Annotated in this window: 16 protein-coding genes; 3 read left to right on the top strand and 13 right to left on the bottom strand. The window is 44.6% G+C overall.

Annotation, left to right across the window (positions count from 1 at the left end; genetic code table 11):
- The first annotated feature begins 117 nt into the window (after window positions 1-117).
- The 3 genes from DL346_RS03170 to DL346_RS03160 all read left to right on the top strand — a co-directional run bounded on the left by DL346_RS03170 (window position 118) and on the right by DL346_RS03160 (window position 2,813).
- The gene (locus DL346_RS03170) at window positions 118-1,122 is read left to right on the top strand and encodes an ABC transporter substrate-binding protein (protein ID WP_240633010.1); all 1,005 of its coding nucleotides are present in this window, start codon (window positions 118-120) and stop codon (window positions 1,120-1,122) included.
- A 68-nt stretch (window positions 1,123-1,190) separates the two neighbouring features.
- Window positions 1,191-1,967, top strand: a complete 777-nt coding sequence (locus tag DL346_RS03165) for an ABC transporter ATP-binding protein (RefSeq protein WP_112880617.1) — start codon at window positions 1,191-1,193, stop codon at window positions 1,965-1,967.
- A 9-nt stretch (window positions 1,968-1,976) separates the two neighbouring features.
- A complete protein-coding gene (locus DL346_RS03160) occupies window positions 1,977-2,813 on the top strand; it encodes an ABC transporter permease (protein WP_112880616.1) in 837 nt (278 codons plus the stop codon).
- 120 nt (window positions 2,814-2,933) lie between these two features.
- Here DL346_RS03160 and DL346_RS03155 read toward each other — a convergent pair whose 3' ends face one another.
- The 13 genes from DL346_RS03155 to DL346_RS03095 all read right to left on the bottom strand — a co-directional run bounded on the left by DL346_RS03155 (window position 2,934) and on the right by DL346_RS03095 (window position 17,038).
- On the bottom strand, window positions 2,934-3,518 hold the full coding sequence (locus tag DL346_RS03155) for a fibronectin type III domain-containing protein (protein ID WP_112880615.1): 585 nt from the start codon (window positions 3,516-3,518) through the stop codon (window positions 2,934-2,936).
- Between the two features lie 460 nt (window positions 3,519-3,978).
- Entirely contained in the window at window positions 3,979-4,515 is a 537-nt protein-coding gene (locus DL346_RS03150) for a VanZ family protein (RefSeq protein WP_112880614.1), read from the bottom strand.
- 43 nt (window positions 4,516-4,558) lie between these two features.
- Window positions 4,559-5,236, bottom strand: a complete 678-nt coding sequence (locus DL346_RS03145; protein WP_206098465.1) for a sugar transferase — start codon at window positions 5,234-5,236, stop codon at window positions 4,559-4,561.
- The gene (locus DL346_RS03140) at window positions 5,229-6,443 is read right to left on the bottom strand and encodes a DegT/DnrJ/EryC1/StrS family aminotransferase (protein WP_112880613.1); all 1,215 of its coding nucleotides are present in this window, start codon (window positions 6,441-6,443) and stop codon (window positions 5,229-5,231) included. Before DL346_RS03140 ends, DL346_RS03145 begins: the two co-directional genes overlap by 8 nt.
- Before the next feature lie 56 nt (window positions 6,444-6,499).
- Window positions 6,500-8,026 carry a lipopolysaccharide biosynthesis protein gene (locus DL346_RS03135; RefSeq protein ID WP_112880612.1) on the bottom strand — a complete coding sequence of 509 codons (1,527 nt, stop codon included), beginning with the start codon at window positions 8,024-8,026 and terminating at the stop codon, window positions 6,500-6,502.
- Entirely contained in the window at window positions 8,013-8,801 is a 789-nt protein-coding gene (locus DL346_RS03130) for a hypothetical protein (protein ID WP_112880611.1), read from the bottom strand. Before DL346_RS03130 ends, DL346_RS03135 begins: the two co-directional genes overlap by 14 nt.
- A complete protein-coding gene (locus DL346_RS03125; protein WP_112880610.1) occupies window positions 8,786-10,288 on the bottom strand; it encodes a nucleoside/nucleotide kinase family protein in 1,503 nt (500 codons plus the stop codon). Before DL346_RS03125 ends, DL346_RS03130 begins: the two co-directional genes overlap by 16 nt.
- Before the next feature lie 9 nt (window positions 10,289-10,297).
- The gene (locus tag DL346_RS03120) at window positions 10,298-11,455 is read right to left on the bottom strand and encodes an O-antigen ligase family protein (protein WP_112880609.1); all 1,158 of its coding nucleotides are present in this window, start codon (window positions 11,453-11,455) and stop codon (window positions 10,298-10,300) included.
- A 95-nt stretch (window positions 11,456-11,550) separates the two neighbouring features.
- Window positions 11,551-12,891, bottom strand: a complete 1,341-nt coding sequence (gene tuaD, locus DL346_RS03115) for a UDP-glucose 6-dehydrogenase TuaD (RefSeq protein WP_112880608.1) — start codon at window positions 12,889-12,891, stop codon at window positions 11,551-11,553.
- A gap of 6 nt (window positions 12,892-12,897) precedes the next feature.
- Entirely contained in the window at window positions 12,898-13,794 is an 897-nt protein-coding gene (gene galU, locus DL346_RS03110; protein ID WP_112880607.1) for a UTP--glucose-1-phosphate uridylyltransferase GalU, read from the bottom strand.
- Between the two features lie 40 nt (window positions 13,795-13,834).
- Window positions 13,835-14,506, bottom strand: coding sequence for a CpsD/CapB family tyrosine-protein kinase (locus tag DL346_RS03105; protein WP_165822351.1), 672 nt, complete (start codon window positions 14,504-14,506; stop codon window positions 13,835-13,837).
- Window positions 14,490-15,239, bottom strand: a complete 750-nt coding sequence (locus DL346_RS03100) for a YveK family protein (protein ID WP_112880605.1) — start codon at window positions 15,237-15,239, stop codon at window positions 14,490-14,492. The genes DL346_RS03105 and DL346_RS03100 overlap by 17 nt, the downstream gene beginning before the upstream one ends.
- 170 nt (window positions 15,240-15,409) lie before the next feature.
- Complete coding sequence (locus tag DL346_RS03095; protein ID WP_112880604.1) at window positions 15,410-17,038, bottom strand: hypothetical protein; 1,629 nt, start codon at window positions 17,036-17,038, stop codon at window positions 15,410-15,412.
- Between the last annotated feature and the right edge of the window lie 61 nt (window positions 17,039-17,099).

The following is a 17,099-nucleotide window of genomic DNA, read 5'->3' as shown; positions in this document are numbered from 1 at the left end:
TCAATCCAGAGTCCAAGCACCGTTTTTGGGCGCCTGCATAGCATGAGAGCATACTTAATTTTTTCCGTCTCCGCACGGCTATCGTGCGCGAGGCAGGAAATCGTTGGAGGGGTATTTTTGAGAAAAAGCTTAGTTTGGGTCTCGGTCATTGCACTCAGTCTATCGCTGCTGCTGGCTGGCTGCGGCCGCAAGGACGAGGCGGATACGAAGATCCGGATCGGCGAGGTAACGCGCTCGATCTTCTATGCGCCGCAGTATGTCGCGCTTACGAATGGTTTTTTTGAAGACGAAGGTCTCGACGTGGAACTGACAACGACGCCGGGCGGGGACAAAACGATGACGGCGCTGCTCAGCAACAACATCGATGTGGCGCTGGTCGGCTCGGAAACCTCCATTTATGTTACTTTGCGAGGCTCGGACGATCCGGTCATCAACTTCGCCCAATTGACGCAGACGGACGGAACGTTCCTCCTGTCCCGCAACAAGATCGATAATTTCGATTGGAGCATGCTGAAGGGCTCCAAATTCCTTGGCCAGCGCAAAGGCGGCATGCCGCAGATGGCGGGCGAGTTCACGCTGAAAAAGCACGGCATCGATCCGCACAACGATTTGGAACTGATCCAAAACGTGGAATTCGCCAATATCGTGCCGGCGTTCACTTCGGGCACTGGCGAATACGTGCAGCTGTTCGAGCCGTCCGCAACGTTGCTGGAACAGCAAGGCAAAGGCTATGTCGTCGCCTCGTTCGGGACGGAAAGCGGCCATCTGCCTTATACGGTATTCATGACGAAGCAAAGCTTCATCGATCAAAATCCCGAAGCGGTGCAGAAGTTTACGAACGCCGTGCACAAAGGACAAAAGTGGGTGCAGGAGCATAGCGTGAACGAGATCGCCGATGCCGTCGCGCCGTTCTTCCCGGATACGGACATCGAACTGATCCGCGGCGTCGTCAAGCGGTACAAAGACCAAGGCTCCTTCGCAACCGATCCGATCATCGATGAGGCGGAATGGAACAATCTGCAGGATGTAATGAAATCGGCCGGCGAGCTGGACGCTCCGGCTGACTACGGCAAGCTGGTCAACAATACGTTCGCGGAAGAAGCGATCAAGAACGTGAAATAACGAGAAATGACCTTGAAAAAAGCCGCCCTCGGGCGGCTTCTTCAGGCATAGGGAAGGAGTGAACGCGAATGCTCCCTGCCGTGGAAGCCAGCAATATAACGCATGTTTACGTCAATGAGAACGGCGCCTCGCTCGCCTTGGATCAGATCGCGCTAACGGTGGCGGACGGAGAATTCGTCTCCCTCGTCGGGCCGAGCGGCTGCGGTAAAACAACGCTGCTCTCCATCATCGCCGGCTTGATCCGCCCAACGGGCGGAACGGTGCGCATACAAGGGCAGCCTGTGACAGGACCGACGTCGAAGATCGGCTACATGCTGCAGCAGGACTTCCTGTTTCCCTGGCGGAACATACGTGAAAATGTAACGATCGGACTAGAGGTCATGGGCAAGCTGACGCGGGAAACGAAGGAGTATGCGCTCCATCTGCTGGATGAGCTTGGACTCGGCCATGCGGCGCTTAAATATCCTGGCGAGCTGTCGGGCGGCATGCGGCAGCGGGCCGCGCTCGCAAGAACGCTGGCGACGGAGCCGGATATTCTGTTTCTGGATGAGCCGTTCTCTTCGCTTGATTTTCATACGAAGCTGCAACTGGAAAACTTGATTTTCCAAACGCTGAAAGACCGCTCCAAAACGTCGCTGCTCGTCACGCACGACATCGCCGAAGCGATCGCCATGAGCGATCGGATCATCGTGCTGCAGCCGAATCCTGGACGGATCGGCAGCGAAATCATCATCCCTCCCTACTTGGCGGAGGCGCTGCCGATAGACGCGCGTGAGCAGGACGGGTTTCAGGAATGGTTCAGGCTTGTGCGCAAAGAATTCACATCCATGGAGAAAAGGAGATGAGACTGGAGCATGGAGAGGAAATCTAACGGCGGCGAGGAGAGTCAACATGCCGATCCGCAGCTCATCTACGCCGCGTTCAAGCGTGCGCGAAACAAAGAAAAGCTAATTGTTCACCTGACGCAGGCGCTTCTGCTCGTTTTCTTGCTCGGCTTATGGGAATACGCGGGCAGAGCCAAGTGGATCGACGTCTTTCTTTTCAGCTATCCAAGCAAAATCATCCGGCTGTTAGCCGATAAATGGATGGACGGCTCGCTGCTGCCTCATATCGGCGTGACGGTCGCGGAAACGGCGGCCGGTTTCGCTCTCGGCACGCTAAGCGGACTCTTGATCGCGACCGTGATTTGGTGGAGTCCTTTTCTGGCGCGGGTTCTCGATCCCTATTTAGTCGTTCTTAATTCGTTGCCCAAGGTCGCGCTAGGCCCGCTGTTTATCGTTGCGCTCGGCTCCGGCGTCCTGTCCATTATCGCTACGATATTATCGATCACCGTGATCATAACGACGCTGGTCATCTACAATGCCTTCTGCGAAGTGGATGCCAACTATGTGAAGGTGGTCAAGGTGTTCGGAGCGACCAAGACTCAGTCGTTCGCGAAAGTGATTCTGCCCGCTTCCTTCCCTGCCATCGTGTCGACGCTGAAAGTGAATGTCGGGCTGGCCTGGGTCGGCGTTATCGTCGGCGAATTTCTCGTCGCCAAGGAAGGGCTGGGCTACTTAATCATATATGGCTTTCAAGTGTTCAATTTCACGCTCGTTCTCAGCAGCCTGTTTATTATCGCCGCCTTTGCCACATTGATGTATCAGATTGTCGCCGCCATCGAGCACCGCATCGTAAGAAACCGGCGTTAAGAGGCTGTCGCTCAGTCTCTTAACGCCTCAATATGTCTCAGCTTCAAATCTCTTATGCGGTTCAGCCTGATTTCTTCTCATTTAGTCTATCGCCCATGATGAACTTTTTTATAGTCGTGATTATTTTTTCTTCTTTGCTGCTTTATCGAAAGCTGACTGATCGATCGTTACCCACTGCCCATCGATAAACTGAACATAATATACGAATTCAGTAAATTCATCCTCCGCATTCAATTCGTCTGCGCTGATGAACTGCACCTCTAACTTGGCCATCAAGGTGGCTGCCATGCTACTCGTTTTGGCCCCTACGGAGGAATAGAAATCATCGACATTACCGGCTGCATCTCTCGCTTTTACATAATAGGCGTTATACCATGTGTCAGGCTGTAAACCGGTAAGCGTATAGGTGAGCACATTAGAAGGAAGTGATGCAATTAACGTCGGCGGCACTGGCCGCTTTGCTCCAGTGACCGAGTCAGTGTAAGTTGCACCGTTACTGCTTTTGTAAAGATCATATGCAACCACCCCAACATTATCAGATGCTGCCGTCCAGCTTAGTATCATGCTGGTTGAAGTGATATTTGTGATTTGTTTCATGACCGGATGCGTCGGCCGAATGATGTCGCTGACTGCCGCTGATACGCTTAATGTCTGCAACATCCCAATTGCCATAATAAGCATAAATACAAGGAAGCATTTCTTCATTGAATAATCCCCTCCTAGAGGCTTGTTTTACTGTCATGATACGTTTTGTATTGCTTAAGTAGTACTTTATGAAAAACAAAGTTTGCTTTAGTCGAGAAGAATGATGCTGCTGAAAAGTTTTCGTAAGTGATTCAATAACTACCATCAATGACCTACTAGGATTATTCCGAATGGTGATTAATATAATCGCTACAATAAATATCATTTTCCAGAAAAAAAAAGCCGCCAATCCAGAGCAAGTCTCTGGCTTAGCGGTTTTTTTCATGCCCAAATTTATCTGTTTAAATCTTCTTTTCCAGAAATAACCTCATTTGTAGATAACCATTCGGTATACAAGCTCTATCCAACCAATTATAGAGACCCACAAAAGTATGCTTAAAATAATCCCATAGAACAGTCCTTTACTAAAGTTTTCGTCCTTTGTAACCACCTGAGCCTTCACCCCTTATGAATTCGTAGCTTATTGCTTTGTAATGTCTGTGCTCTGTCTATTTCTCAAATGATTGAGCAGAATAAAGCACCGATATATTGCGATACCAATAATCAAACATATCGCTCCTCCAGTGACATCAACGGCAACATCTTCTATCGTACTTGTTCGTTGTATAGACTTCTGATTCCACTCATCTAACAAAGCGATGCAAGTCACCGTAGCTAAGGAAGCTGCAAACCCGAAAAATAGTCTTAATCGAAACGGAACCAAAGCAATGTATACCGTGACGGCAAACATGCCATATACAAAGAGATGAGCGCATTTCCGGAAAATAAACTCAATGAACTGAAAGGGTTTTTGCTTCGCCGGAATGACGGAAGTGTGATAATGAATTGTTATATCCGGCAACGCTTTGCTCACCGCATTCTCGTTGAAATGCTGACGAAGAAACGGTAGAATCGTTTGCTTCTGATACGGTTGTGAGGAGAGGTGAAATATGAGTGCGACCCAGAGAAAGAAAGGAAGGAAATAAACAATAGTTCGTGAGAATTTAATCTCTTTCACCTCATTTGTGAAGTATCCATTCGGATGCCGGGCTTCTTTGCCCTTAGCGGATAATTTTAAAGATCGTTAGAAAGATAAGCTTTGCATCGGTAAAAAGGGACATGTTACTCAGGTATTTCAAATTCAAACTAAGTTTTTCTACCATGATGGTTTTGATATAAGCAGTCTCAGGATCATCACTTAGAGCTAAAATATCACTCTCATTTTTATACTCTATAGAAGCGTAATCCGTAATCCCAGGCCTGACTTTCAATATATTTCTTTGATTTACATCATATAATTTAACGTACTTCGGTACTTCTGGTCTCGGACCAACAAAGCTCATATCACCGATTAAAACGTTAATCAATTGAGGCAGCTCGTCTATTTTCGTTTTTCGCAGAACATGACCTGACTTTGTTATTCTTATGTCTTTTCCTACCGTAATCTGCATTCCTTTTTTTTCGGCGTCTTGAACCATCGTTCTGAACTTTAATATTTTGAATTCTTTACCGTCTTTACCGACGCGAATTTGTTTGAAGAAAACAGGCCCCTTTGAGTCCAGCTTGATTATAAGCGAGATTATCAAGAAGAACGGCAGCAAAATAATCAAGCCAATAATCGAAACGATGAAATCAAACACTCTCTTAATAAATAATTGTGTCTTCTTCTTTTCTAATAAGTGATCCATATCCGCCAGTAACTTCGGGTTATCGATTCTAATACTGGTTAATTCAGACATAAATCGCATCCACCTCTTTAATACTCTCCTTTAAACCCTTTACCACATACTCCACTTCTTCATTTGTCAGAAGCGAATGCAGTGGCAAAGTAACCTCGTTTTTGTACATATCAAACGCATTCGGATAATCACTGATCTTAAACCCTAAATTTTTATACGCTGTATGCATAGGCAATGGTTTGTAATGCACATTCGTAGCGATACCCTTTCCCGCCATCAGTTCAATGACTCTATTTCGGAAGGATTCATCCTTGCCGGGAAGCCGCACTAGATATAAATGACCGCTCGAAGCATATTCATCCGTGTAATGAGCCAGTACATCCATACCGACGCTATTCATCGCGTGATTATACATCTCTATGATTTGTTTTCTTCTTTCAAGAATCTCAGGATATCTTTGAAGCTGCACAAGTCCCAAAGAAGCCATAATATCCGTCATATTGCACTTGTAAGCCGGCGATAAAATATCATATTCCCAGGCGCCCAACTTTGTTTTCGCAAGTGCATCCTTGGATTGGCCATGGAGTGTCAGGAGCATAAACTTCGTATAGATCTCATCATTATTTACCCCTAGAATATCTCTCCAAGTAACGGCGCCGCCTTCGGCGGTGGTCAAGTTTTTCACCGCATGAAAAGAAAAACATGTGAAATCGGCTGCCTCTCCGCTCATTTTTCCTTTGAAGCTGGCACCAAAAGAATGGGCAGCGTCCGCTATGACGGCAATACGTCCGATCATTTCCTGCAATTCACTAGATGGCCTGAACAAATCTTTTTTATAATCGACAGCCTCGAATATTTTATCGTAGTTACACATGACCCCGGCAATATCTACGGGAATAATTGCTTTGGTTTTGTTCGTAATTGCATTCACTACAGCCTGATAATCTAAATGGAACGAGTCTTTCTCTGTATCTACTAATATAATTTTCGCCCCGACATGATGAATTACACTTGCAGAAGCTGAATAAGTATACGCAGAAGTAATGACCTCGTCCCCTTCACCAATACCTAATAGTCGAAGTGTCATCTCCATAGCGGCCGTTGCAGAGTTCATCGCCACCGCCTTTGAAGTGCGGCAGCTCTCTGCAATCTGCTTTTCAAATAATTTCGTTTTTGGACCTGTAGTAATCCAGCCTGACTTTAACGTATCCACAACTTCATCTATTTCTTTTTGTGTAATATCCGGCGGTGAAAAAGAAATTCTCATCTAGATCTCTCCTCTAATCATAGAAATGAATGCTAATCATAGAAAATCAATGCTCATTACTCACCGGCTTTGCTCATAATCCCCATTACCTTGCTTTCTTTTTTAAGAGAAATGCCTTTTTTGCCAAACCTCTCTTTCAGCTTGTCAATTAACCATTTACCTTCCTCTCCCAGAAAGAGATTCGGAAAAAGTCTCATCATCAGTAAACAAACAATACCTACCAACATTAATGTGATGACCAGCGTAACGATCGAGGGCAGATGAAATGTCATCCGGCACAGAGTTGAAGTAACTATACCCACAACTGCCGTGACGCTTCCTGCAGCAAGCCCGCTCCGGTGGATCGCCATGTACGGTCTCCAGCCATAAGATAAAATCCGCAAGCTTAAATTGGTCATTAGTACATAATTGATAATTAAGGCGAACAGTACGGCAAATGAAATGCCGGTAATCCCCCATGCCTGCGCTCCAATGCATCCGACCACAACTAACAGTGCATAGCCCCACTGTACCCAGGCTCTTTTATATACCGCTCCTACCGAACGAGTAAATGAATCTGCTATTTTATAGCTCGTTCTGAAATAAATGCCCACCGCTAATATTTGAAAAGGAAAAGTAGCGGCACTCCATTTAGAACCTAGTACAATATGAACGATTTCCGGAGCCAGCAGAACAGATAAAACGGATATCGGTATGGTGACCAAGCTGATAATGGACGTACCTCTCTTAAAGGTGCTGAGCAGCCTCGAATGATCGTTGGCCATTTGCGATAATACTGGAAATAGCACCTGCTGCAGGACCGTACCGATTAAAACCGCAGGCATCACCATAAATTGATAAGACCGTTCATATAAACCCAGAGCCGCCGGTCCAAGCCACCTGGCCGTAACAAACTTATCTCCAAACAACGCCAAATAATTTCCGATCCTCGCAAGCGTATGCCCCCCGCCAAACCACAAGAGCTCCTTTAACGATTTCGTATGGAAGCTAGGACGTTTCGGATGGGGCTGCAGGATAATATTTAATAGAGCTTGAATGGAGGTTTGCAGCAAATGACCGGTAACAAGCGCCCAAGCTCCAAAATGTAAGTAGGCTAGTGTAACTCCTACCACACCGTATCCGATTATGTAGGAAAACAATCGAATCAATGCAATTTCACGGAATCTTAATTCCTTCTGCATAAAAGCTTCGGCCACAATTGAAAATCCTTGATAACAAAACGAGATACTTAGCACTCGCAAGATCGGGGTGACTCCGTCTATGTTCAGCATGTTCGCGATGACAGGCGAAAGGAACCAGATCAAAGCGCTTATAATCCCCCCCATAATGATCGAAAAGGTATATGCGGTTCGTGCATGTAACGAAGTCAAATCCCCTTTTTGAATCAAGGCCGGACCAATACCGGACTGTGAGAAAATCGTAGTGAAGCTGATGACAAGCAATGCTGCGGAGACGAGACCGAACTGCTCCGGTGTTAACAGCCGGGCTAATATGGCCGTGACAAGAACAGTCATTAAGGTTTGCGCACCCGTACCGGTGAACATCCACATCAAGCTAGTGATAGTCCGATCAACTAAGCGCATGGGACATCACCTCGTTGTGAATATATCTGGATAGAACCGTCTCATTGTTCATAAGGCTGCTTCCCTCTCCGTTATCAATCGTGATTGTTGAAAGGCGCTGGGTATCGGAATGTTCGATGCTTCGAGACCACTCCGAAATCAATTTTTCCAGCTCTGCAAGGCAATGATTGAATGTATCGATTTGGTTATATAACTCGGACTTGCTGTTAATCTTCTCTAGCCTGCTGTTATTGCTGCCGCGGTGCTCCATCCTTGAAATTAAGGTAGCTTGATCGGCGTTGACCGAAACGAATACGTACCTGCAATTTTGAATTAATTTACCAATGATCCGGTTTAATGGATGATTATCTGTAATGGACGCATTCCGGGCCGAATACAAGATTGAACAAAGCGCTTGAAAAAATCCCTGGTCAAAAAAATAAATCCCTCTCTTGCTCTTGCACTCCCTGTAAAACTCACTGATGTACAATAAGTTAATGCCCAGCTTCATAGCTTCAATCGGATGCCGCTGTTTTGACCGAACGACGATCCCTAAGCCGTACAAGCTGTACAGAGGCCTGTATAACGCGTGTTTTATTGCTTTGATGAGCTTAATGTTTTGTCTCATCACTGCGTTTCGTTGATGATCCAACTCGTAAGAGGGTTCTTTAACAGAAATGTTCGACTTCCGCAATATGTCGGCCACACGGTGAGATAACGTCGATTTACCCGAACCCGGCGCTCCAAAGAATTCAATGATGACGGGACCGGGCCGATCAGCTAAATTTGGGCCCATATCGCTTTTTTCACCTCTAACAGCACTTCGTTCAGTGGCTTGGTTGCATCTACTTCAACGACTTTCGTTTTGAATTCCAAAGACCTCACAACTTCGATTTTTTTTGTGAATTCCTCAAACGTCATATCATTCTTTCTTGAAGCTGCAATCTCCGGAGTAACATTCAATCGGATAACCAAATCGGGTGCACGGCCTTCGGCGGATTGGTATGCCTTCAATTCTTTTGACGCAAACGAACGAAGCCATTTGTTCCTGTGATTCAACCATTGACTTAATAGTGGCCCGTCATTAATTCCCTTCACCTGTGTCTGCGGATAACGATCCGTAATAACCACCATGCCTGATTGGCGATTCTTCCAAGCGCTCCTCAGCTTTTGTTTTTTCTCCCTCCATAGCGTCAACGCCCAAAACAACTTCGCCGCTTGGTAAAACAAGGATGACTTGTTTGTGGAAGGGGCTTTTGCTGCGGTTCGAACTGATGAATTTCCGCCTTGCTTGCTGCCCGGCGCTTTAAGAAATAACCCTCTTGCCACTTTTAATGGATACCTAAGCAGTGAGCTTTTGCCGCCTCCGCTTCCGAAATAAACATGCGTTGCATCGATCTTCCACGAAAATTGCTCCACGACTTTTTTGACCACCGTTGACTTACCCGAGCCATCGGAGCCGATCATGGCAACAAGTATCCCGCCGGTTGGCAGCGTCCTTCTGACCGGAACATCCATTTTTAGGTACTTTTTCCGAAAAACGGAGAATGTGAAAGATAGCTCTCTAACGCTTTTCCAGAAGATTGCCGCTGTCCTGCGGTAGGTCTTGTATGGCGCGAGACGCTTTAGCACCAGCCGCCGAAATTTCATGAATTCGTGCATGACGAAAGTCTCGCCGACTAGTTTTGAGTACAGCTGGTTCTCGTCCATACCTAAGAGCTGACGGCAATAGGAATCAAACTTGCTCTTCTCTATGCGCTCAAGCAGCCAGAGGTACTCTCTTTTGAAATCTCCACGGAAATACTTTTTCCCCAGAGCACTGGAAACCCGATTTCTGAGGCTCCACTTCAATGCTGCTCGAACCAGCAGCAAAATTAACTCAACGTTGGGATCTGAGATGTAAATGCGATTTTCGGGATCCCATTTTCGGGTTTCCAAAATCACTTTATCCCAGGGGAGACAATAGCCCTTCAGGTATTTCTCGCCTAATGTCATCTGATAATGCATATGAAGATGCACGATCTTCCCGGTTGATTCATCCAGGCCAATAAAATCCTCAATTCCCTGATATTTGATACCAAATGTAGCAACGAAGAATTTATAACCGCAGCTCACCAACAGCTCGTAAACCTTTTGTTTTTGGTTGTGATCCACAAGGATATCCAAATCCGTAATCCCGCATAGTCCTTCTTTCACATGCTCATTGCTTTTCCAGTGACAGTAAGTGATGTTCTTCTGCTCGAATAGATCAAGTGCTTCTCTGACAATTAACAATTCATTCATGCGACTCCCTCATTCTTCCTCAGTATTGGTCTTGCTTATAAATAAGAGAACTAACAGAAGCCACAAGTATGTGTGCCTGATCCCATTGTGAGTTAATCCAAAAAGTAAAACGGTATATAAAGGATAAGTCATCGCGAATTTCAGCTTCGAAACTGCGTGATAGATAAAAACGGCGAACAGGGTAAGTCCAACAAATCCATAGGAAAATAAAATATTTCCAATCGTTGAATGCATTTCTTTATGCGCATTGAAACGCCCAACGAGACCTTCACCGGCCCCCAGAAAAACATAATATGGATAATTGTATATGCGGTCGTACCCGCGCCCTTCCAAATTATCGTCATTATCATGGCCGATGGAATCCATACGGGCTACCACGTCCTGGGCAAACTGGCTCTGAACAATAATCTTTGCGTTAAGCGAAACTAACGTAACCAGCACAATAATTAAGACCAGCAAATATTTCTTTGTCTTTCTGATGTCCGCATTGTGCGTTTTGAAGATCAAGAACAAGAATATCGTTAACAACCCGCTGATTATGGCAGCCTTTGATAACGAAATGAGGATGAGCGCGAAGCTTGCCAATATCGAAAGAAAGAAAAAGAACGGTTTAAGCTTCAATTTAGGAGAGGTAACCAAGAGAATGGCCAGCGATAAGATGCCAAAGTATCCGAGCTGGTTCGGGTTATTGAACATGAGGGTTGTTCGGATCCCGTTTTTCTGCAAGAAGAACGGAATGAGCGCACACTGGATGAGTACCGAGTATCCTGTCGCATAAAACAATACTTTCATAAAATCTGCCTTCCCCAGCTTAAGGGAAACATTAATGAAGACGATCGTTACGATTAAATTAAACAAATAAAAGATGGAATTCATTGCTAAACCAAGCTTTCCGCCTAACAGGATGCCCCATATCACATTGACGATAACGCTGTAGTATAAAAATACGACTCCCCAAGAAAGGAAGGAATTATGTCTGAGCGTATCCCTCTCTAGCTTCAGCATGGAAATAAACATCATGACCATGAGAATAGCATCCGCAAATTGAGGTAGACCGCTATTGAAAATGTAAAACGGTTTTAAAATGAGATAGCAGGTTAACAATACGGAGAATAATTTTTTTTGGTTGTAGGATAAGCCCCTTTCTTGCACCAAAAGCGATTGCATAATGTTTGCTGCTCCCCTTTTAACTTCCGTTTAACTGTCGTATGTTACATTTTGTATCACAAACATTAAAAAAATAAGCATTCCTAACTATTCGCTTAATTGGTGACTGCTAAGTTGCCAATCCTCTCTTCACCAACGGCCGGCCTGCCGATAGACTGATAATGAAAGCCGCGACTGTTCATTATCTCAAGATCAAAGCAGTTTCTGCCGTCGATAATAATCGGCTCTTTCATGATCGACTTCGCTTTATCAAGATCCAGGCCTACAATTTCTTCCCATTCGGTTAGGACAAGGCAAGCATCACTGTCATGCAAGGCGTCGTATACATCATCATGGTAGGTAACGGAGGCTCCGAAATACCGTTTGACTCCATCCAGCGCAATAGGATCGAACACTTTAACCTTCGCACCTTTATTTAATAGAATTGGAATGATCGATAGAGACGGCGCATATCGCAGATCATCCGTATTCGGCTTAAATGTAAGCCCCAGAACCGAAATCGCATTCCCCTCCACATCGCCTAAAGCCTTAAGCAGTTTATCGATGACAATCGTTTTTTGCTTATCGTTCGTATCGATAACCGATTGGATAATGGAAAAATCGTACCCTGCAACTCTAGCTAAATGATGCAAGGCTAACGTATCCTTAGGGAAGCACGAGCCCCCGTATCCGATACCTGCGCGAAGAAATTTGTTTCCGATTCGGCTATCCAAGCCCATGCCTTCCGCTACCTTGACAATATCACCGCCTACCAGCTCACAAACATTCGCGATCGCATTAATGAACGAGATTTTAGTAGCTAAAAAAGCATTCGCTGCATATTTAATCATCTCTGCGCTTTCAAGATCTGTAATTAACACTTTGGTATGAAAAGGTTCATGAATTTCCTCTATTATTTTTGCCGCCATATCGCTGGAGGCACCAATTACAGCTCTGTCCATGTTCATGCAATCGCTGATGGCAGAACCCTCCCTTAAGAATTCGGGATTGGATGCCACATCGAATGAAACGGATGTAAAAGCATGTTTACTTATGATTTGTCGAACAATTCTGCTTGTTCCCACCGGCACAGTGCTCTTAGTAACGACGATTTTATAGTCGTTAAGATTTTCCCCGATCATCTTTGCGGCAGCTTTCACGTATGTCAAGTCTGCCTCTCCGGTTTCCGACATTGGTGTTCCTACCGCAATAAAAATTATTTCAGAATGCTGAATAGCCACTGAAACATCAGATGTGAAGGTTAATCGGCCGTCGTGCACATTTTTCCTTACCAAATCTTCTAAACCTGGCTCATAGATGGGCATCTTCATCTGCTTTAGCTGTTCAATTTTGTTCTGGTCGATGTCGCAACAAATGACCTGGTGACCAATTTCGGAAAAGCATGTTCCGGAAACCAGACCTACATAACCAGTGCCAATAACCGTAATTTTTTTCATGTTGAATTACCCGACCCTTCCCCCGACGGTTTCTTTCTCGAATATTTGTTTAAGGTAATTCCATACATCCGCTTTTAGATCGTCCCTCTGCAAAGCAAAATCAATGCTCGCCTTAATATATCCGAGTTTGTCTCCAACATCGTAACGAATGCCCGTAAAGTTATAGGCAAGGACGGCTTGGAAGTCATTCAACTGTTTGATCGCATCTGTAAGCTGGATTTCGCCTCCGGCTCCTACAGATTGATTCTCAAGTATATCGAAAATTTCCGGCCGTAAAATGTAGCGACCCATAATGGCGTAATTAGACGGAGCAGCATGAATGGGAGGCTTTTCGACCAAAGAGAGCACTTGGATCAAATTACGTTCAATCTCGTTACCTCGTGGAGAGATGATTCCATATTTAGAAACATCCTGCATATCAACCTGTTGTACACCCACAACGGATGAATTGTATCGGTTATAAACCTCGATCAACTGTCTTAAGCAGGGCACTTCCGATTGAACAATGTCGTCTCCGAGCAGAACCGCAAACGGCTCGTTGCCGATAAACGACTTTGCGCACCATATCGCGTGTCCTAATCCCAGCGGTTCCTTCTGACGCACGTAATGGATTCGCGCTAAATCTGATATCTTCTGGATGGTTTCCAATTCATCGTATTTCTGCTTCTTAGCTAACGATTCTTCCAGCTCGAACGACTTATCAAAATGGTCCTCAATCGCCCGCTTTCCGCGGCCGCTGATGACGATAATATCCTCGATTCCGGATTCGATGGCTTCCTCCACAATGTATTGGATCGTAGGCTTATCTACGATTGGCAGCATTTCTTTCGGCTGGGCTTTAGTTGCGGGCAAAAACCGCGTTCCAAGTCCGGCTGCGGGAATAATTGCTTTTTTTATGCTCATATTAACCTCCGCCCCTTTCAAGTTATTGGTTTCACTTTTCCTAACTGTAGTAGGAAAAGTGCTTGATTTGTTCATTACGTTTTTTATAATTCATGACAGTGCCAAATACGTTGGCATGAACGAAACGCAGCTTCGACATTGCTTGTTTTACAATTCTTTTTTTGCCTATTTTCGAATGGATTACGAGTAACACGCCGTCGCATTTTACGGCTAACTTGGGTACATCCGCCAGAGAAAGAACGGAAGGGGAGTCGATCAAGATAATGTCAAAATTTTCCTTCATCTGCTCAAGCAGCTTTTCGAAATTTCCTGACGAGAGTAATGCAGAAGGATTTTCAAGAATGGGGCCGGATGGGAGCAAAAACAGATTGTTCGTGCATTCATGCAGCAGCTCATTTTCAATCCTGAGCGTGTTATTTAAAATGGTAGTCAGTCCGATTGCATTGCTGTTGCGAAACATCTCGTGAAGCATCGGCTTCCTTAGGTTCGCGTCAATTAAAAGAACCTTCTTATTATCCTGCGCAAATGTGACAGCCAGATTTGCTGCGATCGTTGTTTTTCCTTCTCCGGGAGATGCTGAGGTAACCAAAATAACCTTCATTTTCATTTCAGGAGAAGTGAATTGAATATTGGTGCTAAGTAGTCTATACGATTCAGCGACAATACTATCGGGGTTGATCAGCGTAACGATTTTATTAGTTGACTCCAGCATATGTCGAATCAACCTGCCTTCCTTTAGCAATCTGGGACCTCTTAGGTCGTACATTCTGCTTTTTAACCTTAGTAATCGTTCCTAAGTGAGGAATATTCAATACATTCTGAATGTCTTCTTCCGACCTAAACGTATCGTCTAAATATTCAAGCAGGAACACGAATCCGGCTGCCAAAAGCAACGAAAGTACAAAGCTAAGCAGCAAAGTCAGGACCGGGTCAGTTGAAATCTTTCTGATATCGATGGTTGACTCAGCCTCGTCTAATATGGACACATTATCCACCTTCATGATCGATGGAATCTGAGTTTGAAACTCATGAGATACGGCATTTGCGATTTTACTGGCCTTGTCATAGTCTTTATCCTTTGCAGAAATAACCATAACCTGCGTATCGAATATAGAACTTACGTTTACGCTTTCCAGCAATTGCTTGACATCTAAGTTGAGCTCCGGATGCTTCTTAACGACCACATCCAGAATTTTCGAACTTTTAATAATCTCTTTGTAAGTTTCAATAAGCTGAATATTGGCACTAATCTCACTGTACTCGAGCGGCTGCATGTCAACTTCGCCTTTGTTATTTACGATCAATCTGGAGGATGCTTCATATACGGGTTTATCCTCATACTTCGTATAAGCTGCAGTTAAACCACAGACGAGAATGATAACAAATAAGACAACCCATAACCTTCGTTTAATAATTTGGAAGACTTTGTGCAAACTGAAGTCCATTTACATAACCTCCACGAATATATTCTTCTTCTATTAACTGCGTTACGGGCAATAGCTTGGCTAGTCGTACTGTTGTCGCCCCCTTAATCCGTTGGCTTACATAATGATACAATAAGTATCATTCATATACCTTTATTTTAGATACATTTTGTAACATGTCAAGCGTTTTATTAAGTTTTCGTATCGGAGCGTTGATAGGGCCTCCATTCCGCGGAATCACTGTCCGATTTCACGGCGATCCATCGTTGCGAAGCATTACCGGAAGAATCTTTAATCGTTACAATATCCCCTAGAATGCCTCCCCCTGAAGGAGGTTCCTCCGCAATCAAGATACGATTATTTTTAACGTATTTTGGATTAGAAGAGGACTTTATTTTCTTGTAACCTGAAAGATCCGCCGGTATTACAATGTTATTCAGGGTCAAATTCAATCCATCAACCGCATCAAACGAGAACGGTACTCCGGTTATATTTTCGAATGATCCTCCATCGATTACGACGTTTAAAGCATATTTCTGCGAGCCTGACATGAAGATAGCTGCGTCCGATCCGCTATATGCATTATTTTTTAAAATAGCAGAGCCGCTTCGGTCAAGATGGATATTTTTGCTGAATCTTTTATCAAATTCACTATCGGTGACCTTAAGTACGCGAACTTCTTTTTGATTCGTTCTTGCTCTTGTTTCCAGAGCACTCCCTTTAAAAACCGAACCTGCGTTCGAATCAATCAAAAACTTGCATTTCTCAAAGGCTACATCGAATGTATAGTTCAATCGCAATGGATATATTTTTCCGTCGTTAGCAACTGGGTATATAAATTTGGTGTTGATGAAACGAAACGAGTACAACTTATCTGCCCTTGGCGTAACGCCCTTTTTAAAATGCAGTTCCGAGTCCCGGATCCATCCTTTTGCTTTCCAGAACTGAAAATGGGCTGCCGTGATTTTATCCCCGTAAAACTCCATATTATCCCCGGATATATCTAGCTGTTGGGTAATCTTCACATTCGATACTTTCATCACAAAAAGCTTGCTAGAGGGCTTATTGAGTTCTACTTCCAGCCTTGTCAGCTTCGAGTCCATAACGTTTAAACTTGTCAAACCTCCGGTGACAGTAACATCTGAACGAGTTCTTGAACGGAAATAGGCATTCATATTTTTAATTTTCACCGTACCCACAAAGGAATCATTATATCCGGGAAAATAAATATGATCGGCGATCGGATCATAGCATGTCAAATTTTCGATGATCACATGATTGATTCTTGACGAGGAATGAGCCCCATGGATTCTGATACTCGAGCTGTGCTCCCATAAATACGGATCGACGTTTCCTGCAGGGAGTGGATTTCCGGTGGCATTTCCGTCAATGGAAAATCTCTTAAGGGTGATTTGTTTCACGTTACCATGAGATGACGTAATTTCTAATAGGTCTTGCGAATCCTTGAATACGGAGCGACTTTTTCTGCGAATTACACTTTTCTCGCCCTTTCCTACGATTTCTAAGCTTTTCCCTGCAGGAATAACCGCTTTCAGCGCTCCGCTGTCAACTTCAAAAGTCCCCTTCGGAATGACTAACGGCACTTGATTTTCAATCGCGCTTTGAATTGCTTTTTGAATAGCAGCCGTACTGTTAAAGCCGTGCGATTTTTCAATGGGTTTCGCCCCGAAGTCTTCGATTGATATCCCCCGTATTTCTGAGGGCTTATATTCGTTTAAAAGATACTTCCCGACTAAAATAACGAACAGCAGTAAAACGGATGTGTATATAAAATGACGGTATTTCAGTATCGTTTTCATCAGTTCGCATGACACCAGCCTTCATAAATTAAGGCGCCTTTGCAGAAGTTTACCTTCTTCG

The sequence above is a fragment of the Paenibacillus montanisoli genome (assembly GCF_003268025.1).
Lineage (GTDB): Bacteria > Bacillota > Bacilli > Paenibacillales > Paenibacillaceae > Paenibacillus_Z > Paenibacillus_Z montanisoli.
The sequence above is the reverse complement of the archived record's forward strand: the minus strand, read 5'-3'. Positions and strand labels throughout refer to the sequence as shown.